19 protein-coding genes and 1 riboswitch are annotated in these 26,089 nt (G+C 48.3%); of the genes, 6 read left to right on the forward strand and 13 right to left on the reverse strand.

What is annotated here, in order from left to right:
* Positions 1-14 precede the first annotated feature (14 nt).
* From BN98_RS03390 to BN98_RS03410, 5 genes are all read right to left on the reverse strand, one after another.
* The gene (locus tag BN98_RS03390) at positions 15-1,403 is read right to left on the reverse strand and encodes an MATE family efflux transporter (RefSeq protein ID WP_019189727.1); all 1,389 of its coding nucleotides are present in this window, start codon (positions 1,401-1,403) and stop codon (positions 15-17) included.
* Positions 1,404-1,688: 285 nt separating this feature from the next.
* Positions 1,689-2,894, reverse strand: coding sequence for a carboxylate--amine ligase (locus BN98_RS03395; protein WP_019189726.1), 1,206 nt, complete (start codon positions 2,892-2,894; stop codon positions 1,689-1,691).
* Complete coding sequence (locus BN98_RS03400) at positions 2,881-3,561, reverse strand: aspartate/glutamate racemase family protein (protein WP_019189725.1); 681 nt, start codon at positions 3,559-3,561, stop codon at positions 2,881-2,883. The genes BN98_RS03395 and BN98_RS03400 overlap by 14 nt, the downstream gene beginning before the upstream one ends.
* A complete protein-coding gene (gene brnQ, locus BN98_RS03405; protein ID WP_019189724.1) occupies positions 3,558-4,889 on the reverse strand; it encodes a branched-chain amino acid transport system II carrier protein in 1,332 nt (443 codons plus the stop codon). Before brnQ (BN98_RS03405) ends, BN98_RS03400 begins: the two co-directional genes overlap by 4 nt.
* 163 nt (positions 4,890-5,052) lie before the next feature.
* Complete coding sequence (locus tag BN98_RS03410; protein WP_019189723.1) at positions 5,053-5,394, reverse strand: hypothetical protein; 342 nt, start codon at positions 5,392-5,394, stop codon at positions 5,053-5,055.
* Positions 5,395-5,760: 366 nt separating this feature from the next.
* Between BN98_RS03410 and BN98_RS03415 the strand changes: the two genes are divergently transcribed.
* From BN98_RS03415 to BN98_RS03425, 3 genes are all read left to right on the forward strand, one after another.
* Positions 5,761-7,065: a substrate-binding domain-containing protein gene (locus BN98_RS03415; RefSeq protein WP_019189722.1), complete on the forward strand. Its 1,305-nt coding sequence runs from the start codon at positions 5,761-5,763 to the stop codon at positions 7,063-7,065.
* Positions 7,066-7,147: 82 nt separating this feature from the next.
* The gene (locus BN98_RS03420; protein WP_040942522.1) at positions 7,148-8,656 is read left to right on the forward strand and encodes a sugar ABC transporter ATP-binding protein; all 1,509 of its coding nucleotides are present in this window, start codon (positions 7,148-7,150) and stop codon (positions 8,654-8,656) included.
* 16 nt (positions 8,657-8,672) lie between these two features.
* Complete coding sequence (locus BN98_RS03425; protein WP_019189720.1) at positions 8,673-10,364, forward strand: ABC transporter permease subunit; 1,692 nt, start codon at positions 8,673-8,675, stop codon at positions 10,362-10,364.
* Positions 10,365-11,168: 804 nt separating this feature from the next.
* On the opposite strand, the gene BN98_RS07850 is transcribed toward BN98_RS03425, so the two are convergent.
* The 6 genes from BN98_RS07850 to asnB form a co-directional block, all read right to left on the reverse strand.
* Positions 11,169-11,999 (reverse strand): hypothetical protein, encoded by an 831-nt coding sequence (locus BN98_RS07850; RefSeq protein WP_019189718.1) that lies wholly within the window; start codon positions 11,997-11,999, stop codon positions 11,169-11,171.
* Between the two features lie 648 nt (positions 12,000-12,647).
* Positions 12,648-13,937 (reverse strand): branched-chain amino acid transport system II carrier protein, encoded by a 1,290-nt coding sequence (gene brnQ / locus BN98_RS03435; RefSeq protein WP_019189716.1) that lies wholly within the window; start codon positions 13,935-13,937, stop codon positions 12,648-12,650.
* A gap of 738 nt (positions 13,938-14,675) precedes the next feature.
* Positions 14,676-17,198, reverse strand: a complete 2,523-nt coding sequence (gene feoB / locus BN98_RS03440) for a ferrous iron transporter B (protein ID WP_019189715.1) — start codon at positions 17,196-17,198, stop codon at positions 14,676-14,678.
* A 41-nt stretch (positions 17,199-17,239) separates the two neighbouring features.
* Positions 17,240-17,461, reverse strand: a complete 222-nt coding sequence (locus BN98_RS03445) for a FeoA family protein (RefSeq protein WP_040942680.1) — start codon at positions 17,459-17,461, stop codon at positions 17,240-17,242.
* 306 nt (positions 17,462-17,767) lie between these two features.
* Positions 17,768-19,129, reverse strand: a complete 1,362-nt coding sequence (locus BN98_RS03450; protein WP_019189713.1) for an NCS2 family permease — start codon at positions 19,127-19,129, stop codon at positions 17,768-17,770.
* A gap of 51 nt (positions 19,130-19,180) precedes the next feature.
* A riboswitch (purine riboswitch) is annotated at positions 19,181-19,281 on the reverse strand.
* A 91-nt stretch (positions 19,282-19,372) separates the two neighbouring features.
* Positions 19,373-21,217 carry an asparagine synthase (glutamine-hydrolyzing) gene (gene asnB, locus BN98_RS03455; protein ID WP_019189712.1) on the reverse strand — a complete coding sequence of 615 codons (1,845 nt, stop codon included), beginning with the start codon at positions 21,215-21,217 and terminating at the stop codon, positions 19,373-19,375.
* 265 nt (positions 21,218-21,482) lie between these two features.
* Here asnB and BN98_RS07855 point away from each other — a divergent pair, with 265 nt between their 5' ends.
* Together BN98_RS07855 and BN98_RS03465 are read left to right on the forward strand one after the other, a co-directional pair.
* Positions 21,483-22,127, forward strand: a complete 645-nt coding sequence (locus BN98_RS07855; protein WP_019189711.1) for a DUF3793 family protein — start codon at positions 21,483-21,485, stop codon at positions 22,125-22,127.
* A gap of 100 nt (positions 22,128-22,227) precedes the next feature.
* A complete protein-coding gene (locus tag BN98_RS03465) occupies positions 22,228-22,656 on the forward strand; it encodes a flavodoxin (RefSeq protein ID WP_019189710.1) in 429 nt (142 codons plus the stop codon).
* A gap of 463 nt (positions 22,657-23,119) precedes the next feature.
* On the opposite strand, the gene BN98_RS03470 is transcribed toward BN98_RS03465, so the two are convergent.
* Entirely contained in the window at positions 23,120-23,704 is a 585-nt protein-coding gene (locus tag BN98_RS03470) for a DJ-1 family glyoxalase III (protein ID WP_019189709.1), read from the reverse strand.
* Between the two features lie 105 nt (positions 23,705-23,809).
* Positions 23,810-25,045, reverse strand: coding sequence for a diphosphate--fructose-6-phosphate 1-phosphotransferase (locus BN98_RS03475; protein WP_019189708.1), 1,236 nt, complete (start codon positions 25,043-25,045; stop codon positions 23,810-23,812).
* 146 nt (positions 25,046-25,191) lie between these two features.
* On the opposite strand from BN98_RS03475, the gene BN98_RS03480 reads away from it, so the two are divergent.
* Complete coding sequence (locus BN98_RS03480; protein ID WP_019189707.1) at positions 25,192-26,049, forward strand: aminotransferase class IV; 858 nt, start codon at positions 25,192-25,194, stop codon at positions 26,047-26,049.
* Positions 26,050-26,089 lie beyond the last annotated feature (40 nt).

A 26,089-nucleotide genomic window follows, 5' to 3' on the forward strand; every position in this document is an offset into this window, starting at 1 on the left:
CATGCCGATCGTCCTCAACGAGTCAAATTGCGTACCCAGGTTTTTTTTCGATACAAGGGATAAATAAAAAGCATCTTAACCATTTCTTCGGCGCTGACTAGGAAAAAGGTCAGTTCAAAAGGCCAATGGAACACGGCGACGCCCAAGAAAGCAATGGGCACAGCATAGAGCCAAATGGACATCAATTCAAAATGGAACGACCACTTCGTTTCGCCGCCGGCACGTAAAATGCCGACAAAGATCATACTGTTCCAGAAGCGAAACGGCGCGGCCACACCGCGTATTAAAAGCAAATTATGGGATCGCTCGGCAACCACAGGCTCAATGCCGCTGAAAAGCATCATTAATGCATCCGGAAATAGAATGAGGATGGCGGCGGAGATGGCGCTCACGACCGTAACAAATTGCATGAAATAAGTTGCCATCGTTTCTGCACGCTTCAGTTCTCCGGCGCCCAAGCGCTGTCCCAATAGCACTGATGCCGACGAACAAAGAGCATCGATAATGATGAAAAAGATGTTGTTGATGGAGTTTGTGAGCTGTACCGCTGCCACCACTTCCTTTCCTGCCATGGCAAAGGCCACCGCCTGCACCAATTGACCAAAGGACCAAGAAGTTTCGGCCAGCACAATTGGCGTGGCAGCCGGCAGACAGCGCCGTACCTCTTCCCCATGCCAATGGAGCAGTTCGAGCGGGCGCACATCCATGAAGCCGGGACGATGGTGCGTCACGATAATGATTAAGATGACGGTCTCTACCACGCGGGAAATCACCGTACCTACGGCAGCACCGACAACGCCCAACTGGGGGGCGCCAAATTTACCAAAGATAAAGATGTAGTTAAAAGCAACATTGGTCGCAAACGAGATGATCGAGACCATTAGCGGTTCTCTGGCACGATTCACGCCGCGCAATACCGTAATGAGTGAAAAGGACACGGCAAAGAACGGGAAGGTAAAGCCCACCGGGCGTAAGTATCGCATGCCCAAATCCTGTACACGGGGATCCTGCACAATGAGCCCCATAATGCGATCGGGAAAGAAAATAGCGCCAATGGAAAAAAGGATGCTCAGAAAAACAGCCGCCTGCATCGTGATACTCAAATAAATACGTACTTTGCGCTCATCGCGATTACCGAAATGTTGCGCTATAAAAACCGCGCCAGCGCCGCCGATGCCAAAACAAATGATTTGGAAAAAAAATACAAACTGGTTTACCAACCCGACAGCGGCAATCTCTGCACTGCCGAGGGAAGAGATCATGACGGTATCCGTAATATTAATCGACGTCGTGATCAGCAGCTGAAAAGCAATGGGTAACGCCACTGCGAAAACTTCTTTTAAAAAACGATGATCCTGAAAGAACCAGTTGCGACGGACATTTTCTTGGACATGAGGCGGCATAGTTTCTCCTTTCATTTTCTATGATAGCCTTATTCGTCGAATCTTCACTTTCATGCTACAGAAGTCGCATCCCAAGGAGTAAAGCCTTAATCGCTGTCATAGCATCACAAGACAAACAGCAAAAGAGGATACTAACAGATAATGAAAAAGGCGTCAAGGCAACGCGCGCCGCTGTGCTATTGATGGTGTTTGCCTCACAAAAAACGCCCCCTCCATTGATATTCATGGAAAGGGCGGATTCTGCACAGGCGCAACGGCTTCGGGCACACTGTTTTCCGTTGAGGATTAACGTTCTTCCGGCACTTTGCAAAACTTTGGATAGTAACGCAACGTAGCAATGCGACGACGCCAAAATAGCAAGTATCGCGCCAACGAACGATCCTTTTCGTACCAGGTCGGGAAAAAGTATCCTTCGCGCAACATGCGCTCGGCCAGAGGGCGATCCACCGGAGAACAGTACTTGCGTAGCACCTTGGGATCTACATAAAGCCACAGCGCAGAGTCTTCGTGATAATGAACCGGCAGATCCTTTCCTTCGATCAAATCTTCCACCAAATACTGCGTATAATTGCAGCCGCCAGACAGCATATAGGACGAGGAACGTCCTTGTCGGATATTAATTTCAAACACCTTAAAGGTGTTATCGCGTTCATCGTATTTTAAATCAAAATTGGCAAAGCCACGATACCCGATATCCTCCAAGAATTTCTGAAAGGTGCGATAAATTTCCGTATTTCCCATGGAAACCAGCGCAGTATAGTTTCCGATGGCTTCGGGCAGGCATTCATCTAACAAGCATTTGCCGAGGCACATCATTTTGACCTTGCCCCGGGTATTGACATAGGCATTTAACACATACATTTTGGACGTATCGCCGGGAATAAAATCCTGGAGAATCAAATCGCCGTGATATGTGCTGGCATAAATTGTCGCCACCGTCTCACGCAATTCCTCTTCGCTCGAAATGCAATACGCCTTTTTCTTTCCCGGAAACTCCGCTTCCAAAAAAGCAATGGAGTCATTGGCTTTCAGCGCCATCGGAAACGCAAAGGGTGTTTCGAAGTGATCTCTGTCTTCGTAATGCAAAATATAGGTCTTTGGATACGGCAAACCGTACTTCTCGCAAACCGCATAAAAATCTTTTTTATTTTCCAGACGCTGCTGCATTTCCGGATCTACGTAGTTAAACCGATAGCGTTTGGCCAGTTCTTTCTTATGTCGCGTTAATAGTGCCGTGTATCCATCGCCGCAGGTAATCAGTACAAGCGGCTCCTGAAAGCGCTGCCCTACTTCTTCTAAAACAGACAAAAAAACCGCATCGTCCTCAAAATTCGGATTAGTTTCCACGTCCAAAATTTTGGAATGACGCGTATAAATTAACGGTCGTATCCCCAAACATAACGAACGCACGCCATACGCTTCGTAAAAAGCGCGTGCCGTGCCGTACGCGTTCAAATCGGTTCCCAGAATCACCGGTTTAAAGTTTAACATCTCCCCTACACTTTCTGATAGCTTCCGTTCCTAAAACCTTCAGCGCATCTACCGCATTTCGTTTTCCAATGGGAATACACGACAATTCCGTGCACGCTAAAATCACACGAGCCGAACGACTATAGCGATCGATCATCTCTAATAAGGCAGGAAAATCACGCCGATTTTCCCTCTTGACCGCATAGATGATGTCCATCACCTTGGCGGCATCGTCTTCCGCAATATCCGTACAGGTAATCCCATAGCGATCGGCATACTGCGCATATACGCCGCTTCTAAGGGTTCCCGCAGTAGCCAAAACTGCCACTTTTTTCTCTCCTTGTGCGGCGCACGTGCGTATGGTCTCTTCGACCATATTTATAATGGGCGTATCCGTAAACGACGTCAAGGTGTCATAAAAATAATGTGACGTATTGCAAGGAATGGCAATGGCCTTAAGACCCAATGGATTTAACAACGCAAAATCCGATTGCATGGCGCGCAACAGCGCCTCTGTGTTTCCGGAAAGAATGGATGCTGTGCGATCCGGCATGCTGGCATGGCTTAAAAGGATCGTATTGATATGATCCTGATCACTATGAGCCACCGTATGATCGATCAGATATTGATAAAACACATTCGTCGCCAGCGGCCCCATGCCGCCAATGACACCCAGTTCATAGGTCATAAAATATCCTGTCTTTGCATGGCGAGCGTACGCTCCCCGGCGCGTTCTTTCGGCATCACCACATAGCAGACAATCGCCAAGATGATGCTCGGGATAATCCAATAAAAGTTCTGCCAGATACCCGTAATCATGCCGTTTTTACCGCCAAGAATCGGTGTTCCGATTATCAAGCCGATCAAGAAATCAACGGCCGGCAGTGAAGCCCCCAGCACCGCTCCGATATGAATCGAACGCCGATCGAGCGGACCTTGAATGAGGTTTAGCACAATCAGCGCCATAGCAATCGGATAAATAGCAACCAGTATCGGTGCAGAAATGGCGACAATGCGATCCACTCCCAAAACGGAGATAATCGCACTGAAAACAACACACGCTATGCTCCACACGATAGCGGAGACTTTACCTTTCGTCAAGCGTTCCATAAAGTCAGAGAAAGTAGAGGTGAGACCGATGGACGTTGTAAGACAGGCTAAAAAGGTGCCCAATGCAATGAGAACTTTTCCAGCCGTACCCAAAAGGCCGTCTACAGCAAACAATAACAAATCAACACGTCCCAGTTCCTTTACGCCCAGAGAGGACATCGTCGCACCAATATACATTAATCCGCCATACACCGCTACCAATCCCAAGGCTGCAAAGATGGAAGATAGTGAGGTATAACGAACAATAAGGGCGGGCTCTTTCACGCCGCGACGTTTAAAATCCTTAATGATGACAATGGCGAAAGCCATGGAAGCAAGCGCATCCATCGTTTGATAGCCTTCTAAAAAGCTTCCTGAAAACACATTCACAGCACCCGTCGGCACGAGCGGTCCGAGCGGCTGGAGGATGGATTTACCAATCAAAATCACTAAAATCGTAACCAGCGCCGGTGTTAACACCATGCCCAAGCCGGAGACTACGCGACTCGGTTTGATGACAAAAAACAAGGTAATGGCAAAAAACACAACCGTTGTCACCCAAGGAGACAGTTGCGGGAAAAAAGCGCCAGAGAGCATTTCGTGACTGGTGGCTGCCGTTCGTGGGATAGCCAGTCCCGGTCCGATGCAAATTAAAATGATGGCGCCGAATGCCGCTGAAAGCACCGGCCCCAAATGCCGTGCGATGCACTCAATGGTACCGCCGGCGCGAATCGTCGCAATGGCCCCCAACAAGACCAAGCCCACCGCAGGAATAAAGAACGCTACAAAAGCTTGCATGACCTGATCGCCCATGTTCTTTCCCAGGCTGGTCGGAAAAATCAAATTGCCTGCTCCAAAAAACATAGCAAACAAGGCGAAAGAAGCCACCAGTAGCCATCGCCGGTTATAATGCCTTTTCTCTTTCATTTCCCACACTCCAAACTTATTTAGGACTTCCAAATCGCCGATTTCTATGTATCAATGGATATTCTGATGAATATCTTTGAGAAAGTGCCGCCAACAATGTGCTATGCACAAAAAGTCTCAAAGAAGAAGTAGCACGCTTTGTAGGTTCCAAGATAACGTAAACTTAAAACACTAGCGAGAACAGTACGGCAATAATGCCAATAAAGAAAATGAGGACGAAAAGACCGATCACGCTGAGTCCGAGGCCCGCAACAGCCGGCCATTGCGGTTTCTTTTTCAGTCCCATCACCGATAGTACAATGCCGGCAATCCACAATGCGAAGCTCAGTAAGCCGGAGCGATGAAACAGTAACGATAAAATTGCCGCTCCGAATCCCAACACGCCTTGCGTATTGGCATCGTACAGTTCCTTCCAAAAATCCAGAGAAAAAATATCCCGATGCGCTTCTTCATTTCTACTGTCGTAACGATTTTCATCACGGAAATGGCGATTCGAATCCGACATAATTTTCCTCCCTTTCGAATGCTCTACTTGTGCACACTCGCACAGACAAAGCGTCTGTTGCCGACCTTCATCGTCGACTTTCGTCTTTTTATTTTATGTTTCTTTGCCGCGAATGTCCATACGGAGAGTTTTTTTTACCGCGTTCGCTTGTTTTTGACGACATATTGCAAAGGCTGGTCTTGCAAATCGCTTGCCTGCGTGCTTTCCACGGATTTCGATAAAAATGGAAACCATAACGGAGAATGTGGTATACTAACTATCGGAAACTGAAAAACACGGAGTGTTCCATCAGTTTTTATTTTATGAGAATGAGAAATCGTTTCCGCAACGACGTCTCATTCCCTAATTAATAAGGAGGAAAGTTTTATGAAATCTGTTAAGTTACTGGGCCTACTGTTGGCCGGCGCTTTAGCGCTGACTGCATGTGGTGGTGGAGCAGGAAACGACAAAAAGGATTCGAGTGCGCCTGCTGAGAGCACTGCTACCTCTACGGCTGCCCCGTCGGGCGAAGTGAAAAACAACGCAAAACCGCTGGTATGGTATAACCGTCAGCCGTCCAACAGCACCACTGGTCAGTTGGATAAAGACGCCTTGCATTTCAACGACAAAACCTACTATGTCGGTTTTGATGCCAACCAGGGTGGTGAAGCCCAGGGGCAGATGATTGTGGATTACATTAAGAAACATGCTGATAAGCTCGATCGTAACGGCGATGGCACCATCGGTTATGTTTTGGCTATCGGCGATGTCGGTCATAACGACTCCATCGCTCGTACGCGTGGTATTCGTAAAGCGTTAGGTACTGGCGTGGAAAAAGACGGTAAAGTCGATTCCTCCCCGGCCGGCACGAACGTTGACGGCACTGCAAAGACCGTGAAAGATGGCGAGTTGGAACTCAACGGCAAGAAATATGTCGTTCGTGAGCTGGCTTCCCAGGAAATGAAGAACTCCGCTGGTGCAACGTGGGATGCTGCTACTGCCGGTAACGGTATTTCGACTTGGTCCGCTTCCTTTGGCGACAAGATCGATGTCATCGTTTCGAACAACGACGGCATGGGCATGGCCATGTTCAACGGCTGGGCAAAAGCCAACAAGGTTCCGACCTTTGGTTACGATGCCAACAGTGACGCTGTTGCTGCTATCGCAGACGGTTATGCCGGCACCATCAGCCAGCACGCTGACGTTCAAGCTTACCTGACCTTGCGCGTACTGCGTAACGCATTGGACGGCGTGGATATCAACACCGGTATCAGCAAGCCGGATGAAGCGGGTAACGTTCTGACCGACAAAGACTACAAATACGTCGAAGAGGATCGCTCGTACTATGCTTTGAACTTGGCAGTAACGGAAGATAACTACAAAGACTTCATGGATGCTACCAAGGTCTATGAGCCGGTTTCCAAACAGTTGGATGCTGCTAAATCGCCGGAAAAGACGGTTTGGTTGAACCTCTACAACGCTTCGGATAACTTCCTGAGCTCGACCTATCAGCCGCTGCTGCAGAAATATGACAAGCTTTTGAACCTCAAAGTCGAATACATCGGCGGCGACGGACAGACGGAATCCAACATCACGAACCGTTTAGGTAACCCGAGCCAGTATGATGCTTTTGCCATCAACATGGTGAAGACGGATAACGCTTCTTCCTACACCACGATTTTGAATCAATAATCGTTAAAAATTCCTGTTAAAAGAGGCTATCAGGATTCTCCTGATAGCCTCTTTTCAGAATTGAATTAGAAAGAGAATGCTTATGACAGAAAAGAAAGACGATTTTCTTCTATCCATTCGTGGCATGTCAAAGTCTTTCGGGCGCAACCGTGTTTTGGATCGCATTGATCTGGATGTGAAGCGGGGATCCGTCATGGGACTCATGGGCGAAAACGGTGCCGGTAAGTCCACCATGATGAAGTGTCTGTTTGGCACCTATCAAAAAGATGAGGGTGAAATCTATTTGAATGGGCGCGCGATCGATTTTTCCGGGCCAAAGGAGGCACTGGAAAACGGCATTGCTATGGTGCATCAGGAGTTAAATCAGGCATTGGAACGCACGGTTGTGGATAATTTGTTCTTGGGGCGCTATCCTCGCACTCCCTTTGGGTTTGTGGATGAGGCGCGCATGCGCAAGGAAGCCGCCGATCTTTTTCGAAACTTAGGCATTTCTGTGCCTTTGGACGTACCGATGTCCCAGCTTTCGGTTTCCAAACGACAAATGTGTGAAATTGCAAAAGCCATCTCGTATCACTCCAGCCTCATCGTTCTGGATGAGCCTACTTCCTCCCTGACGGAACCGGAAGTCAAGAAGCTTTTCAACATGATGCGAAAACTGCGTGATAACGGTATTTCTCTGATTTATATCTCCCATAAGATGGATGAAGTTTTTGAGATCTGCGATCAGGTTTCTGTCTTGCGCGACGGCAAGCTCATCGCAACAAAAGACACTGCGGAAACGAATATGAACGAGCTCATTTCGGCCATGGTCGGACGATCGCTTGAAAATCGCTTCCCGCCGGTGGATAATGAACCGGGTGAACCGGTACTGTCCATTCAGCATCTGTCTACAAAGTATGAGCCCTACCTCACCGATATCTCCTTTGATGTGCGCAAAGGCGAAATTTTCGGCCTTTACGGCTTGGTGGGCGCCGGACGCTCAGAACTTTTGGAAACCATCTTCGGCGTACGAACCCGTGCCGCGGGCTCGGTGTTTTATCGTGGAAAGCGCATGAATTTTGAAAACACAAAGGATGCGATGGACCATGGTTTTGCGATGATTACCGAGGAGCGCAAGCTCAATGGCATCTTCGCCAAAGGGGATTTGATTTTCAACACCACCATCGCCAATATGGATCGCTATAAGTCCGGGTTTGCCCTCTCCAACCAAAAGATGCTGAAGGCAACCATGCGTGAGCTAGATACCATGCACACAAAAGCCATGGGGCCGGAGGATATGATTACCAGCCTTTCAGGCGGCAATCAGCAAAAGGTGATCTTCGGCAAATGGCTGGAGCGTCAACCCCATGTCTTTCTCATGGATGAACCGACGCGCGGTATTGATGTCGGTGCGAAATATGAAATCTATGAGCTGATCATTCAAATGGCAAAAGACGGCAAAACCATCATCGTTGTTTCTTCCGAAATGCCTGAGATCCTCGGTATCACGAACCGCATCGGTGTGATGTCCAACGGACGCTTATCGGGAATTGTCAACACAGATGAGACGAATCAGGAAGAGCTCCTCCGTCTGAGTACGAAGTATCTGTAAGTGGAAAAGAGGACTTATGAGCCAGAATAACAAAATGACGCCGGAATCCGGCATCCTGACCCTAGAGCAAGAGGAATTGCTCCTCCAGCCCATTCAGGACCATATGGATGCGCTGCAAAGTCGTATCGATGCTCTTCGTAAGGACGGAAGTGCCAAGGTTACGGATCTGAGCAATAAAATCACATTGATCCGCGAAGACAAAAATTTCGGAAAAGAAGAGCGGAATCATCAAATTGCCATCCTGAATAAAGAACTGGAAAAGGCAAAAGAGGTAGAGTCCGCCAATAAGAGCGAGATAGATAAACTCGTTGCTGAAGGCGAAGTCTACTTGAAAGAACACTTCAACCGTGATTACTACAAGTCGGTAGAAGAGAATTGCAAGCGAGCAAAAGAAGACGCAAAAAAGCAATACGAACGTCAATTGGCGGATCATAAAGCAAAACACGAACAGGATCTTGCTGCGTTGCGAAAAGAAGGCGACGGCGAAGAGCAGAAAAAGGCCCTAAAGGAACTCAACTTCGTGTACCGCAACAAAACCTTTGATGCCAAGATGAGCTACCATGTTGCTCTGCAAGACATTAAGGATCGTCGCCATGAAGCATTTATGCAGCAATACCAGATGATTGATCGGTTACGTGCTTCTCGTTTTACGATGGGACAAACCTATGCGCAAAAATGGGAAAACTACCGTTATCGTTTTAACACCAAGCAATTCTTATTAAAGAACGGTCTATATCTGGTCATTATCCTGATCTTTATCGCCTTGAGTATTATTACGCCGATTATTAAGAACACGGATCTGTTCACCTACACGAACGTCGTGAACATTCTGCAGCAAGCATCGCCACGTATCTTCCTCGGTTTGGGCGTTGCCGGACTGATTCTTTTAACCGGTACCGACCTCTCCATCGGACGTATGGTGGGCATGGGTATGGTGATCTCCACCATTGTCATGCATAAGGGGATCAATACCGGACAGTTCTTTGGAATTGTGTTTGATCTGACTGCCCTCCCCATCTGGGTGCGCATCTTGCTAGCCCTGTTCCTGTGCATTATTTTCTGCACGCTATTCACGGCCATCGCCGGATTCTTCACTGCGCGCTTTAAGATCCATCCGTTTATCACGACCATGAGTAACATGCTCATCATTTTCGGTCTCATCACCTATGCCACTAAGGGCGTTTCCTTTGGTGCCATTGAACCGGAGATTCCGAATATGATGATTCCGAAGATCAACGGCTTCCCCACGATTATTCTCTGGGCAGTTGCTGCGATCATCATCGTATGGTTCATTTGGAACAAAACTACCTTCGGTAAGAACCTTTACGCTGTCGGCGGTAACCCGGAAGCGGCCTCGGTCTCTGGTATATCCGTCTTCTGGGTCACCATGTTCGCCTTCATCATGGCCGGCATCCTCTACGGATTCGGCTCCTGGCTGGAGTGCATGCGCATGGTCGGTTCTGGTTCCGCTGCCTATGGACAAGGTTGGGATATGGACGCCATCGCTGCCTGCGTGGTCGGCGGTGTATCCTTCACCGGTGGTATCGGTAAGATTTCCGGCGTCGTCGTCGGTGTATTGATCTTCACCGCTCTCACCTACTCCCTCACCATCTTGGGCATTGATACCAACCTCCAGTTCGTCTTCGAAGGTATCATCATCATCTCCGCTGTCACGCTGGACTCCCTGAAGTACGTACAGAAGAAGTAAAGAAAGTACGAGTTCCAAGTATGACAAGCCCCTTCGCTTTCGCGCTAGTAATGCCACATACGATCGGATGGCGTTAGCTATGCCAAGTGATGGCGATAGACCTAACGAGTGATGGCGATAGCAAGATCACCGGCACAAGGCGCACACGGCTACAGCGAATGGGAACAACTTATAGCGGAAGGCTGTGTCGAACGAATCGTTCGACACAGCCTTTTTTATGTGGCGGGCATCGCCGCAGCGATGCGTTCTTACAAGGTTTGCTTACGGTTTGTTTAAGGGTTGTGTAAGCTTTGCGTACGGTTTCTCTAGGTCTACAGTGCAAAATGCTTTTTGCACAAAAAGTACTGTATAAAAATGGCAACATTTACAGTACTTTTTTCAAATGATGCGAAAAGTACTGTAGTTTTTGGAGCAGTTAGACAGTGCTTTCAGGCCATTTATCAAAAAAGCACTGTATTTTTGAGTGGCAAAATACAGTACTTTTCTTATATTCTTATTTTTGTACTGTATTTCCACCCGATTTTGTACAGTACATAATGCAATTTTCAATGAAAGTACTGTATTTTGCCCCGTTTTCATACAGTACAAATTTATATATATCTCAAAAGTACTGTAGAGACGCCTTTTCTATCGTGCCGTTGCGATCGTAACCCTGGTTCGTACCGTTGTCATCGTAACCCAGGTTCGTACCGATGTCATCGTATCCTAGGTTCATACCGTTGCCATATAGAACGCAGCTGCTAAGCTTCCTTCTTTTCGTATGACTGAAGCCGCAGCGTGGGCATCGCTTCGTACTAATATGGATTACTGATCCTCAATGGCGGATTGCTTCTTGGGCATCAGGAAATTGTGAATCAGTGCCTGCACCGCTTTATAGTCTAAAGGACAGCACTGCGCTTCAAACGTAGTGATGACACGAGCATAACGTGTAACGCCTTGCTTATCGTAAAAATCAATTTTTTGGATTGCTGCTTTCAGATACGTAGGATCATCCATCATGCCAAAGTGTTCCCAATATATCTCCTTACCATTCGACCAATCAAAAAATGTGAAGTCCGGATAAATCGTTTTTTCCCCCACTCTGAGTGGACATTCATACTTGTAAAAAATTCCTTCATCAAAAAACGTGTCTGCCAGTATTTTTTCCGTTTTGGAACGTACCGTTTCTCCTTGTTTGGTCTCAAAAATTTTGTTCTCCTGAAAATAGTGCGTCGGTTCGTACGTCTTGTTTTTCCATGCTTCATACTGCTGTTGTAGCGTCGGGACAATAGGACACACTAAAGCCTTTCGCGATGGTTTTAATCGTTCATAAATACCGTCCACTTCTTCATCCTCATACACTTGATACAATTTTCTGAACTGGTGAATGCGGCTCTCCAGCAATGCCTCAACTTTCTTATCGTACGATTGTTGGGCCAGCTTTTTTACGAGATCCATTTGCTTTCGCGCCAAATACTTTTTGCTTTGTTTGACATCGCCATCTTTTTGTAGTCGATGATAGTACTGCGGCGGATCATAGCCATCATTGATCTCTAAGAATCCGGGGATCTTTTTCGACTGCTCTTGACGCACTTTTTTAAGTAATTCTCCGTATTTCCGTAGCATCGTGCCAAGATGTTGCTTAAAATTTATCATCGCTCCCTCCGATATCATCTGCGATTTGCCTCTGCTGGTCCGTTCTAAAACTCCTTGATCAGCAATTCGTGACCAGTCTATCCATAACTATTATTCCAAATCGCAAATGTCTGTGTGTCCCAACAATGTCCCATTAGATCTCAATATTTCCGTAGCGACTTTAATAAAGTCAAAAAGAGCAACGGCACAAGAATACAGTAAAAGATAGACAGGAAACAAAAAAGAAGGTTAGCGATGGGAATCTCCCATCTTCTGCACATTATAAAAAGCGAAGCGGTGAAGCAAATGGCGGCATTTAAGCCGAAGCCTACAGTACAAAATGCATTTTGCACAAAAAGTACTGTACGAAAACAGCAACATTTACAGTACTTTTTTCAAATGATAAGAAAAGTACTGTAGTTTTTGGAGCAGTTAGACAGTGCTTACAGGCCATTTATAAAAAAAGTACTGTATTTTTAAGTCGCAAAATACAGTACTTTTCTTATATTCTTATTTTTGTACTGTATTTCCACCCAATTTTGTACAGTACATAATGCAATTTTCAATGAAAGTACTGTATTTTGCCCCGTTTTCATACAGTACAAATTCGTTTGTATCTCAAAAGTACTGTAGAGACAGACATTCTACCGTACCTTCGCCGAGCTGTTCCTACGCCTTCTTACCCATACGCGCAACGATCGTGCAGAGCAACGACAACACCGCTGCCGGCAAGAGCCATTCCATACCGACATTGCCGAAGGGAAGGGCTTTCAACGCATCCACGAGAGAGCTCATTCCACTAAAAAAGCTGCCGATGGTTTCCAGCGCACTGACGGCAAAGGCACCGATCACGGCGCCCGTGTAGGTCCAGGACGAACGGATATGACGATCAAAGAAGGTAAGCACAATCAGAACGATCATGACCGGATAGGCCATCTGCAGGACAGGAACGGCGCTTTTGATAATGCCTTCAACACCCAAGAGCGATACAAAGAAACTGAACAGAGTCGAAATGATAACCACTTTTTGATACGGAAGCTTCCCCTTCGTCAATTGATCAAAATAATTGCCACAGGCAACGGTCAGGCCCACTGACGTCGTCAAGCAAGCCAGAGAGACACCGGCGCCTAAGATCAATGCACCGGGTTTGCCAAACAGGAGTCGCACGGATTCGAGCAAGACGATGGTGCGATCGGTGCCGATAGCAAAGTGACTGGACAGACGAGCGCCCATAAAGCTGAGACCGGCATAGACATAAGCCAACAGGATGAAAGCAACAATACCGGAGCGTAACGCCATACGATTGCGTTCTTTGGTGCTATCATAGCCACAGGAAATTAAGTGGGTGATGGCAATGCCACTCATAAGAGCTGCGCCGAGAGCATCCATCGTTTGGTAGCCTTCGCGAAAGCCAATTAGAAAGAAATTCTGCGGCTTGCGCACAGCCATTGCGCTGTCCGGATAGAGAAAACTGCCGACAATAAGAATCGTAAGGGCCACAAGTAGCGCCGGCGTTAGAATCTTACCGATGCGATCCATCGCACGGGAGGGATTCAATGCAAGCCACAATGTCAAAGCAAAAAAGAGCACGGTCGTTACCCAAACCGGCATATTCGGGAAGATCTGAATCGTTGCTATTTCGTGAGTTGTCGCAGCGGTACGCGGCACGGAGAAGAATGGCCCGATCGCAAGCATGCAAACGGCAGCAAGAAAAGCAGAAAACTTGGGACTGATGCGTTTTCCAAGATCATCGGCTTGTCCGCCGACACGAATCGTAGCGATTATACCGAGAATAGGCAGGAGCGGATCCGTCACTAAAAAGCCCAGCGTAGATTTCCACCATTCCTGGCCCCCAACAATACCCAGCGTCGGTGGAAAAATCAAATTGCCTGCACCAAAAAATATAGCGAATAGAGCGAAGCCTACGACTAAAACGTCTCTTGTGCTTTTCTTCATCATTATGCCCTCCCTTGCTATCAATATTGGAAGTATTTTACCAAAAGCATACGACTGTAACAAGCAAGAGGAGAGGAAAGTCTCCGAGGTACACAAATATAAACTATCCGTCACGATCGACATGTCGTTAGTCAGCTAAAAAAACGAAAAAGGGGAGCCGTGGGAGCTCCCCTCTTCCTTATGGAGTGAAGGATGGTCTACGAATGTGGTGGGAGCACATTCGTTTATAACTTGTTTGTTTTGGCTAACACGAGATGGAAGAAAAAGGGAACATCCCTATTCCCTCCCGGTCAACCTATGAATGAAAGGATCAGTGTATAGCGTGGTGCGAGCAACCGCAACATCCGTCACAGGTGCTACCACCGCATCCGCAACTGGTTTTCCCTTTTCGACGATCTGAAACCATCTTCGCAATAATCAGACAGACAACGGCTAAAAGGCCGAGGCCGACAAGTATTGTGGACAGATGATTGGCAATCCATTGCAGCATAGTCTTTTCCTTTCTGTTTTAATGCTTACCCCCATTGCTGCCTGTCAAGCCCACCGCCTGTTCAGTGCAAGTTCTTGCAGCCATCCCGGCAGAAGATCTGCCGGGAAACTGCAAAGAAAGGAGTTATCGTATATCTATAGGTCAGTTTCGGCCCTCACTGTCACATTCCTTTATAGGCATTGGTGGAGTGGAATGATCAGGTGCATGGTGAGTGCAAGACAGGTTTGACCGGACTCATTAACTCAATTATGTTAGTTGTTCTCTGCCGCTTTTACAGGATTGCTGATACCCGCTGAATTCGTGTTCGGCTTCTTGATAAAGAGCATGTAGAGCATTACCAGCAGAACTATCACGGCAGCGATCAAACCAACGATCGATCCGTTGCCTTTGAAGAAGGTGCCAAACTGATAGATCATCAGAGAGATCAGGTAGGCAAATACGCACTGATAGCCGATCGCGAACAGAGTCCACTTGGTGTTGTTCATCTCACGCTTGATCGCACCCATCGCTGCGAAGCAAGGAGCACAGAGCAAGTTGAAGACGAGGAAGGAGTAGCCGGAGAGGCCGGTGAATACACGCCCCATCTCAGTCCAGACCGACCCGCTGCCACCATAAAGGATGCCCATGGTACCAACGATATTTTCCTTCGCAATAAGTCCCGTGACCGAGGCTACAGCTGCTTGCCAATTACCCCAGCCCAGAGGCTTAAAGATCCAAGCGATGGCATTACCGAATGTCGCTAAGATCGACATGGACAGTTCATCTTCTTCCAACATACGGAAGCCCTCATCGGTGAAACCGAAGAACGAGGTGAACCATACTACAATCGTCGCCAGAAGAATGACCGTACCGGCTTTCATGATAAAGGAACGGCCGCGCTCCCACATGGAGCGAAGTACGTTACCTACCGTCGGAATATGATACTGCGGAAGCTCCATGACAAACGGAGCCGGTTCACCGGCAAAGCCGGCAGTTTTCTTCAGCATCACACCAGAGATAATGATCGCTGCCATACCCACAAAATAAGTCGAAGTGGATACTATGGAGCTGCCTCCGAAGATCGCACCCGAAACCAGAGCGATGAACGGAAGCTTCGCACTACAGGGAATAAACGTCGTCGTTATAATCGCCATGCGGCGGTCACTTTCGTTTTCAATCGTTCGACTGGCCATGATGCCCGGCACGCCGCATCCGGAGCCGATCAGCATCGGGATGAAGGATTTACCGGAAAGACCAAACTTACGGAAGATACGGTCCAGAACGAAGGCGATACGTGCCATGTAACCACAGTCTTCGAGGATGGCCAATAGGAAGAACAGGACCAGCATCTGTGGAACGAAGCCAAGAACTGCGCCGACACCGGCCACAATACCATCCAGGATCAAGCCCTTCAGCCATCCGTCCACATGAATTTTGTTCAGTCCGTTTTCGATTAAGACCGGGACGCCGGGAATCCAAGTGCCGTAATCGGCCGGATCCGGTGCCTCAAAACCGTTCTTTTCCACATAGCTTTGCGCATCTTTGAAGGTCGTCGGAATAATGTTTTCGTCTTCCAGCTCCTTCTCAGTTTTGTTCGGAAGCGCATCAAAGTACACGGTTTTCATCGTTTCTTCCAAGGTCTCTTCATCCGTCGTCTTGACCTGTGCGGTCGGTTCAGCCTTCTGCACCGCCTTCACTTCGGCAAGAGCCTTGTCCGCGTCAAAATCTTCTGCTTCCGGGTCCACATCAACGTAGGCCTTAATGGCTAACATTGCTTCGTCGTAAGCGCCTTTCTTTTCTTCGAACTGCGCGGTGCCATTACCGAAGAGATGGAAACCGTCGCCGAAGATATTATCATTCGTAAAGTCGGTAGCGGACTTACCGAGGCCGACCATAGCAATCCAATACACAATGAACATCACCAGCGCAAAAATCGGCAAACCTAAGACACGGTTCGTAACGATTTTATCGATGCGGTCCGAAACGGACAGTTTACCGGCGCTCTCTTTTTTGTAACAGCCCTTCAACGCATTCTCTATGTAATGATAGCGTTCAAAGGTCATGATACTCTCAGCGTCATCGTCTCTGGCTTCTTCGACCTTGCTCACCTTGCTTTCGATTTCTGCTAATGTACTTTCCGAAAGCGTGATAGCTTCATTGATTTTTTCATCATGTTCAAATAATTTCGTAGCAATCCAGCGACGATGGTTTTCCGGAACACTATCCGGCAGCATTCCCTGAATCTCGCTTAAAACATCTTCCACATCCGTCTGGAAGGGCTTCTCCCAATCCGGTGCTACTTTCTTCTCCGCCGCGCGAATAGCCGCTTCTGCCGCTTCCTTGACGCCACGGTTCTTTAATGCTGAAATTTGAACAATCTCGCAGCCGCCGAGTTTTTCGGATAACTTTTGGATATCCAACTTGTCGCCGGTTTTCTCCACAACATCCATCATGTTGACGGCAACAACCATCGGGATTCCCAGTTCCAACAGTTGTGTAGTCAAGTAGAGGTTGCGCTCTAAGTTAGTGCCGTCGATGATGTTCAGGATCGCATCCGGCGATTCCTCCATCAAATAGCGACGCGCAATTACTTCTTCCATTGTGTACGGGGAAAGTGAATAGATACCCGGCAAGTCAGCGATTTTCACGTCTGCATGATCTTTCAGCTTTCCTTCTTTTTTCTCAACCGTTACGCCGGGCCAGTTACCTACATATTGGCTGGATCCGGTTAATGCATTAAACAGGGTCGTTTTACCGCTGTTCGGGTTGCCTGCTAAAGCAATGCGAATACTCATGATTTTCCTTTCTGCTCAAAAAGCACGTTCTTCCCAAAGTGTTAATGTACTTCGATCATCTCCGCATCTGCTTTGCGGATCGATAATTCATAACTGCGAACCGTAATTTCAATCGGATCGCCGAGCGGCGCTACTTTTCGGATATAGACTTCCGCTCCCTTGGTCAGACCCACGTCCATCATGCGGCGCTTAACAGCGCCTTCGCCGTGTAGCTTTACAATTTTGACGGTTTCACCAACCGCAGCATCCCGTAAAGTTTTCACCATCTTTCTCCTTCTCCACTTATCCTTTGATAATTCCTAAAAAACTTTAAGTTAGTTTTAGCTAACTAAGCAATGCACTTACGCCGAATTTGCGTTCCCACCTTCGTCGCAATATGACCTGTTCCAAAACAGGATCGCCGTTTGGTGAAGCACACGCTTCCCCTCACAGGAACATAGTTAGGTTGAACTAACTCGCCTATACTCTACCGATTTTTTTATCATCCGTCAAGCGTTTTATAAAAAAAACTCCCCGCTTCAGCGGGGAGGCCGTATTGCGCTACGCGTTATGCGATCCTTTCGCACAACTCAAATGATGAAATACTTCAGGACAAACAGAATCGATAATAGATACATCAGCCAAGACAGTTCCTTGCCCTTGCCGGTCAGCACATGTAACAGCGTGTACGTAATGAAACCAAAAGCGATACCGTCCGAAATGGAATAAGCAAAGCCCATCATCGTAATGCAGGCAAAGCATGGAATCGCCTTTGTCAGATCGCTCCAATCGATGTGTGAAACCTGCTGCATCATCAGGAAGCCGACAATAATCAAGGCCGGCGCCGTTGCAAAGGCAGGAATCGTTAGGAATAACGGTGTCAGGAATAAAGCCACTAAAAATAAGATGCCCGTCACCACGCTGGTCAAGCCCGTGCGGCCGCCTTCAGTAATACCCGCGGAAGATTCCACAAAGGTGGTAATCGTCGAAGTGCCCAAAACAGCGCCGACCGTGGTACCGACGGCATCCGCCAACAGAACGCCTTTAATGCCCGGTAGCTTTCCATCCTTATCCAGCATATTCGCCTTGGATGCGCAGCCGATAACCGTTCCCAAGGTATCAAAGATATCCACAAAGAGGAACGCAAAGCAAACCACCACAAAACTCAAGAAATGGTTAGCGATAAAGGAAAAGTCCAACTTAAAGAAGGTTGGCGCTATCGAAGACGGCATGGATACGAAGGCCGTCGGGATGACAGAATAGTAGCCGGCATCCGGGGCTGGTACGTAGATGCCAAGCAACTGTGCGACAATGCCCAGTACCCAAGTGGCAAGCATACCCCAAAGCATATAGCCTTTTATGCCCTTAATGAGCATCCATGCCGTAATCACCACACCGATCAGGCACAAAAGGATAGCCACGCCTTGCGAAGCATTTGTCTTTGCGCCCTGTGTAAAGGAATACAGCCCGACAAGCGTCGGTCCTTTGACAATCAAGCCGCAGTTTTGTACGCCAATAAAGGTAATGAAAAAGCCGATACCGACTGCCACGGCAGTTTTCAGCTGTACCGGAATCGCATTGAAAATGGCTTCACGGACATTGGTCAGGGACATGAGAATGAAAATCACACCCTCCACAAAAACAGCCGTTAACGCGACTTGCCAAGAATAGCCCATGGCGCCGCAAACGGAGTATGCAAAATAGGCGTTTAAGCCCAAGCCTGCCGACAATGCAAAAGGCTTATTGGAAAATGCTGCCATACAGAAGCAGGCAATCGCCGAAGCCAGTGCCGTTGCTGTCAGGATCGAGCCGGCGTCCATGCCCGCGGCGCTAAGGATGGTCGGATTCAACGCCAGGATGTAGACCATAGTCATAAAGGTCGTAACACCGGCAATGAGTTCCGTATGCAACGTGGTTCCGTTGTCCTTCATATGGAATAATTTCTCAAACATAACTCCTCCTTCTTTTTCGGTCACGTGCGGTTCATCCGCTCCGGAGGTTACTCAAACGATTAGCGATGCCGTAGTCCGATTCTTCCGGGAATCGGGTAGAGACGCCTTCGCCAAATTCGAAAGCCTATACGGTCGTGACACAAGTTTCATTATAGAGGAAGCGGCAAGAAAAGCAAAGAGAGTGCCCACAGACACTCTCTTCAAACCTATTCTTTAGAGAAAAACATAACGTTTCATGAAATATTAGCGTTTGATGAAATATTCCTCGTACCATGCGAGGAACATATAAACCGTCCAAATCTTACGATGCAGCGGACGCTTTCCCGACAAGTTCTCATCGATCAAATGCTTCAGTTGCTTGACGTCAAAGAACTGCGCCGCTAAATCGCCGGTGAGCATTTCGGTAATACGGTCGCTATATTTGGGCTCCTTCAGCCAATACTTCAGGGGTACGACATAGCCCTTCTTTTTACGTTTTGCCCAGTCTTCCGGCAGATACTGGAGGGCAGCATTTCGGAAGGCGATTTTTACCTTATTGCCTTGGATCTTTAAATCATCCGGAAGCGTGCGCGCAAAATCCAGTAAATCTTCATCCAATAAAGGCGTTACCAATTGCACGCCATGTCCGATATTCATACGATCTGCTTTTAACGCGATATCGTTTCTCACCCATACATGAAAATCCAAGTATTGCTTTTTCTGAATATCCGATTTATCCTGCACTTTTTCAAAATACGGTGCCAATAAATCTTTGACGTGCGGCGCCTGGCGATAGGATAAATGCACGAGACGACGTGCCTCCTCTTCATGGAAGATCTTCGCCTGGCCAATATACCAATCCTCCACCGGCATCCCCTTAATGGCAAAATTCTTGCCCTTGAAGTCCTTCAGAGAGCGCAACATGCGCTTACCGATCGCACGACGCAACGCAAGCGGTAGGATTTTATAAGTATTCATATATTGCGGTTCCGTGTATTCAAAGTAACCGCCGAAAAATTCATCGGCGCCCTCGCCGGAGAACACAGCTTTTGTGTGGCTGCTCATGAGTTCCGAGAGATAGAACATAGGAATGGCAGAAAGATTCGCAAAGGGTTGATCGCACAAATACACAATCGTTGACAGTTCGGAAAAAGTCTTATCCGAATCCACAATTTGGCTGTAGTGTTCGGCGCCGATGATTTGCGAAAGGGCACGGGCATTATCAATTTCCGAAAACTCTTTGTCGTGATAGCCCACCGTGAACGTCTCTTTGGGACGCAGACGGCTGGCCAAGTACGAACTGTCCACACCGCCGGAGAGAGACTGGCCGATCATTGAAGGATCGCTGAAATATTTAAGCTTATCGGCAATGGATTTGCCCACCAGCTCGTTAATCCGCGTAGAAGCCTCCTCAAGTGTCATCTCCTGCGGATCAAAATCCACGTCCCAATACTGCTTTTGTTCCAACGTGACGCCCGTTTCTGACGGTGTCACGACGAGATACGTGGCTCCCGGGAAAGAGAACACCCCTTTAAAGAAAGTTTCATCCAGCGTTGGGGATTGGAAAATCAAATACGGCACGAGGGCGTCGCGATTCAGGACTTTCTCAAAGGTCGGAAAAGCCAGGAATGCCTTGGTTTCCGATGCAAAAACAACGCCTCCGTCCTTGGTTTTATAGTAATACACCGGCTGCGTTGCAAAGCGATCGCGCAACACATAGAGTTTCTGAGTGTTCTTATCGTGTACGACAACGATGTAGCCGCCTTTAATCACCGTGGCAAAGCCCATCCCCTCTCGCGTATAAATCGCGGCAATCGCTTCGGCCGGCGACAAGGACAGAGCATTTTCCACGCCCAGTTCTTGCGCATGCTGACGCACTTCATCCACATTGTTCACGAAGCCGGTAAGGAGCACGACGGCTTCATCCGTCTCGGCAAGCTCCTTATGATCAAAGGCATAGTGCAAATCCATGCCCAAATACCCCAGCTCCAAGCCGTTCTTCTTATAGTGTAGCGTATAGTCTTTTCCGCGATACGCCATTGTTTCCATCATTTTGTCTACCGTATTGTCCGGTGTTTGGGTGTGAAAAGTTGCTACAAAACCAGCCATTGCTGTTCCTTCTTTCTTGCTTTTTTCTGTCACGTGCAAAAATATTTTATACGATATTGACGTTGATTCAATAAAAAAATCTCGATTTTCGAAAAGGAGAAGGACAAGCGTTGACAAGATTTTATCATGATGTTATCTTTAACTAACAGATGGGGCTGTCCTTTCTCCGGCGCCCCCTCATTCGAAAGGAATATGGATATCCTTTCCCTCATTGTTAGCCTAGGCTATCATCTCCCGCCCACGGGAGAAACAGAAGGAGACTATCTTGCCGCACCAAAAAGAATGGGAACGAGCATTGGTTCACCATTGCGCCGAAACGTTAGCCGGCCTTAAGCCTGCATCTCTGCTATGTCTTCGCTCCGATGCATTGTTGCAAAGTCAGGACGCCGTCGACTACGGAAATGCGCAATTCAATCGTTTCGGGATTCGCTTTTTTGCGCTGGGACGATGCCGTAAGGCAGAACGCATCCTCATCTATCGCGAAGAACGCCTGAACGCTTGGTTACATAAAGGCGATGTTCGAAAGGCGCTGGAAGTCTTTGGTTACGACTGCAGCCTTCCGCCTGCGACGGACATCGTTACTGCCGGCTCTGTTCCACAAAACCACTATCCGTTGGTAGGGTCACTCCTGCAACAATTGCTTTGCCGCATGACGCAATGCCCCTCCATCTCGGATGAAATCGGCCTGTTCCTCGGCTATCCCGTCGAGGACGTCATAAGTTACGCCAAGGATCGCGGACGCAACGCCTACGCCATGCGCGGGTACTGGCGCGTCTATCACAATCCCAGCGAAGCCCGTAAGACCTTTGAGGCATTTCATGCCTGTCGGCAATGCTGGCTTGCCGCCCTACAAAATGGCGATGATCTCTTTCGCCTTCTGGATGCGGTTGCCTGCCCTGTGCCGGCTTGATCTAAGACATTTCCATCGCTACCAAACGCAGGAAATGCAGCAATGGCTGTGAAACGAATCGCAGCAGAACAGCTTCCTAATAGGAAGAAAAGGAGTAATCATGACTGTCGGAATTATTTATTGGAGCGGCACCGGTAACACGGAACAGATGGCCGGCGTGCTGGAAGAGGCATTAAAAGCAGAGGGCGTTTCCGTTGAAGTGCATCCCGTCAGCGATGTCACCGTCGACCAGGCACTGCAGTTCGACAAGCTGGCGCTGGGCTGCCCCGCCATGGGCGACGAACAGCTGGAAGAAGTCGAGTTTGAGCCATTCTATGAGGATCTGAAGGCTGCCATCGGCGGCGACAAGCCCGTGGTTCTCTTCGGTTCCTACTCCTGGAACGAAGGACAGTGGATGGAAGATTGGACCGATGATGCCCGCAGCGCCGGCCTGAATCTGTTGGATGATGGCGTCGCCTGCTACGAAGCACCTGACGATGAAGAGAAAAAAGAAGCACTGGTGGATCTGGCGAAATTGCTGGCGAAATAATCCTCGGTTCTTCCGAAATATAATAAAGAAGGCGGTCCTTCGGACCGCCTTTTAATTCGCCGTTATTCGCCGCGAAACGCGGGGCACACAGTGCTTTTTACGATACATCGATTTAACACTGTAGGAAAAATGAGTGAAATACAGTGTTTTTATCGATAATCCTATTTTGTACTGTACAAATCGCGAGGCAAATACAGTACTTTCGCCGAAAACTTTAATTTGTACTGTAAAAAAAGGAAAGAAAATACAGTGCAAATATTGATAATCTCTAAAAGTACTGTATTTCGTCGCTGAAAACTACAGTACTTTTGAACAAAATTTCAATTTGCACTGTAAAAGAGGCCGAAATCCTACAGTACTTCCCGTCGTATTTCAAAAAAGCACTGTAAAGTCGAAAATCCGGAAATGGCCTGCCATGTTTCCAAGAGGATCGCTGCCCTTCATCGTTTAAAATAGCAGCGCTTTACGATTCAAAGCCGTAGTAGTCTTCCACTTTATGTTGCTGAATGCCTTCTTTGACCTTTTCGAGGACATCGGGACCGCAAATCTCACGAATCAGATGAAATGCTTCATACGCAGCAATGGCCGCACCGCGGCCGGTAATAATATTACCATCTTGAACCACTAGGGCGTCATCCACATAGCTACCGATATCGGTAAGCTGGGGCGCCGTGCTCGGAAAGCTGGTTACTTTTTTATCGCTGACGACGCCGGCGGCGTTTAAAACGATCGGAGCCGCACAGATGGCCGAGACGATCTTGTTTTCTTTCGTGAAGCGACGGACTAAATTCAGCACGCGCTCGTCGTCGCGCAGATGAACGGAACCCGGCATGCCGCCCGGCAAATAGAGACCCAGATACTCCTCTTCCTTCAGGGCGTCCAAGCACAGATCTGCCATGACAGGAACACCGTGCGAACCGGTCACCAGGCGTTGCCCTGAAATTGAAACCATGTCCACCGTAAGTCCTGCACGACGCAGATAATCCACCGGCGTCAACGCTTCCACTTCTTCAAAGCCTTCCGCCAATAAAACGAGAAACTTTTTCATTGCTGCTCCTTTCGTATTCTTGGAAACATCTTATGCTTTAGAACTCTACTCCTTCTCCCTATCGAAGCAAGCGGCATCGATGGCTTTAGGAATGCCGGCAACAAGTTACCGTACAACCTCTTTCGTAAAATCCTCCAACGCAATGAATTTCAAAAGTCCGTTCTCATAGCGCTGCGCCACCTCGCCTTGCAGCAATGGCAGCACATAGGTACACATCTTCTGCTCCAAGGTGTCCCGATCCTGAAACCAGTCTTGGGGAATCTTTTTCTCGCGATTAGCGATCGTTTCCGAAGGTACGGCGTCATACGTCACCGTATAAGGAGCAGAGGATTCACGCAACAAGACCGGAATACGGTTGGTGTCATGGAGGTTGGCCAAGACGGCCTTGCGTCCCAGCAAAAACGCCTCTTCGACATCCGTTGCCGAGAGTAACGCAGCCGTACGCTGGGTAATGCTAAGTTCTACGGAACGCGTCTTAATGCCAAGACGGGTATGCACTTCATCTGCCAGATTCGCCGCCACCCCAGAAAGCACTGGATGATGAAAGCCCTCGTCCTGCGAAGCTACCGTTTCGCGCCGTTCGAGAAGACGTTCCGTATCTCGATACCCCTCCGAAATGGCAACTAACACATTGCGATGCGACTTCACCGCAGCCGCAATTTCTTCCATCATGGCATCCAAGGACTGCGGATGCTCCCCGAGATAGAGAAGATCCACCCTTCGCTCCGTCTGACCGCCATTGCAAGCCACTGCACTGGCCGCCAACCACCCGGCATTGCGCCCCATAATTTCTACGATGGTGCAAGACGGTTCAGCATAAATGGCAATATCATTACGAATCGTTATGAGCGTGTTATTGACATATTTGGCAGCCGACGCAAAGCCCGGTGAATGATCCATCCCGCAAAGATCATTATCGATGGTCTTCGGCGCACCGCCGATATGCAGATCCGTGATACCGCGCTGGCGCATAGCGATGTTTAGTTTCATCACAGTATCCATGGAGTCATTGCCACCGATATAGATCAAATGCGTGATGGCAAGCGCTCGCAGATTGGCAAAAAGATGGTCATAAAACACGTCGTCGGGATCTGCCGGCAACTGAAAACGACAGCTGCGGAGAATGGAAGACGGCCTGCGTTTTAAAGCTTCCGCCACTTCCTTTTCGCGGAACGCTTCCTTATCGATCTCCACGAGTCGATTTTCCATGATCCCCGTTATACCGTTCAAACTGCCATAGATGTGCGTAAAGTGTTGCTCCAGCGCTTCCGTAATAGCCCCCGCCAAGGTAGCGTTGATGACGGCCGTGGGACCGCCGGATTGTGCGATTAAAAGATTCATGCTTTCCTCCCCTGCTTTCTTCTTCCTTAATAGTATCCAATGTGCCACTTTTTTGCAGAAAAAAAAGTAGCAACGGGGCAACCGTTTTACAAAATTCCGCAAGCGGGCTATACTGAGGCTGTCAGAGGAACTGAGGGGAGTGGAATATGAGAAATTTCGGCTATTACAACGGACAATCGGACCTTATCGAAAACATCAAAATTCCCATGAACGATCGCGTCTGCTGGTTCGGAGACGGCGTCTATGATGCCGGCCCGTGCCATAACTATCATATTTTTGCCTTAAAAGAGCATTTGGAACGCTTCTACGGCAATGCGAAAAAACTGGACATGCAAATCCCCATGGAAAAAGAAGCGCTCGCAAAATTACTGCAGGAATCGGTGAAAAAATTGGATGATGGCGATTCGTTCGTCTACTATCAGGTGACGCGTGGGACAGCCATGCGGCAACACACCTATGAACCGGGACCTGGCAATTTGTGGATCATGATTAAGCCGCAAAAGGTCAACGACGGCACAAAACCCGTATCGCTCGTGACCTGTGAAGACACGCGTTTCTTCCATTGCGACATTAAAACGCTGAATTTGATTCCGACCGTCATGGCGGCGCAAAAAGCCAAACGCGCCGGTTGCCATGAAGCCGTGTTCTATCGTCCGGGCGGCCGCATTACGGAATGTGCGCATAGCAATGTCCATATTCTTAAGGACGGCACTTTGATCACAGCGCCGACAGATCATCTGATTTTGCCGGGCATCGCTCGTCGCCATTTATTAAATGCCTGTGATCGACTGGGCGTGCGCTACCTGGAAAAGCCCTATTACCTCGAAGATTTCTTTGCCGCGGACGAGGTGCTCGTCACGAGTTCCAGCAATTTGTGCCTACGCGCCACCGAATGTGATGGCAAGGCTGTCGGCGGTAAGGACGGCGCACTGTATGAAAAATTGCGCCAAGCGGTCATCGATGAATTTTTAACGGAAACCGAAGGCGACGCCACAGAAGCGTAGCCTCTGTTTTTCGGAACGCATGCCCGGGAGCATCCCTGCC

Source organism: Levyella massiliensis, assembly GCF_000308275.2.
Taxonomy (GTDB): Bacteria; Bacillota; Clostridia; order Tissierellales; family Peptoniphilaceae; genus Murdochiella; species Murdochiella massiliensis_A.

Coding starts and splice junctions, on each gene's coding strand:
- BN98_RS03475 (WP_019189708.1), bottom strand. CDS start 25,045: ATGAATCTTTTAATCGCACAATCCGGCGGTCCCACGGCCGTCATCAAC.
- BN98_RS03465 (WP_019189710.1), top strand. CDS start 22,228: ATGACTGTCGGAATTATTTATTGGAGCGGCACCGGTAACACGGAACAG.
- BN98_RS03390 (WP_019189727.1), bottom strand. CDS start 1,403: ATGCCGCCTCATGTCCAAGAAAATGTCCGTCGCAACTGGTTCTTTCAG.
- brnQ (WP_019189716.1), bottom strand. CDS start 13,937: ATGATGAAGAAAAGCACAAGAGACGTTTTAGTCGTAGGCTTCGCTCTA.
- asnB (WP_019189712.1), bottom strand. CDS start 21,217: ATGGCTGGTTTTGTAGCAACTTTTCACACCCAAACACCGGACAATACG.
- feoB (WP_019189715.1), bottom strand. CDS start 17,198: ATGAGTATTCGCATTGCTTTAGCAGGCAACCCGAACAGCGGTAAAACG.
- BN98_RS03395 (WP_019189726.1), bottom strand. CDS start 2,894: ATGTTAAACTTTAAACCGGTGATTCTGGGAACCGATTTGAACGCGTAC.
- brnQ (WP_019189724.1), bottom strand. CDS start 4,889: ATGAAAGAGAAAAGGCATTATAACCGGCGATGGCTACTGGTGGCTTCT.
- BN98_RS03450 (WP_019189713.1), bottom strand. CDS start 19,129: ATGTTTGAGAAATTATTCCATATGAAGGACAACGGAACCACGTTGCAT.
- BN98_RS03420 (WP_040942522.1), top strand. CDS start 7,148: ATGACAGAAAAGAAAGACGATTTTCTTCTATCCATTCGTGGCATGTCA.
- BN98_RS03415 (WP_019189722.1), top strand. CDS start 5,761: ATGAAATCTGTTAAGTTACTGGGCCTACTGTTGGCCGGCGCTTTAGCG.
- BN98_RS03480 (WP_019189707.1), top strand. CDS start 25,192: ATGAGAAATTTCGGCTATTACAACGGACAATCGGACCTTATCGAAAAC.
- BN98_RS03400 (WP_019189725.1), bottom strand. CDS start 3,561: ATGACCTATGAACTGGGTGTCATTGGCGGCATGGGGCCGCTGGCGACG.
- BN98_RS03470 (WP_019189709.1), bottom strand. CDS start 23,704: ATGAAAAAGTTTCTCGTTTTATTGGCGGAAGGCTTTGAAGAAGTGGAA.
- BN98_RS03410 (WP_019189723.1), bottom strand. CDS start 5,394: ATGTCGGATTCGAATCGCCATTTCCGTGATGAAAATCGTTACGACAGT.
- BN98_RS07850 (WP_019189718.1), bottom strand. CDS start 11,999: ATGATAAATTTTAAGCAACATCTTGGCACGATGCTACGGAAATACGGA.
- BN98_RS03425 (WP_019189720.1), top strand. CDS start 8,673: ATGAGCCAGAATAACAAAATGACGCCGGAATCCGGCATCCTGACCCTA.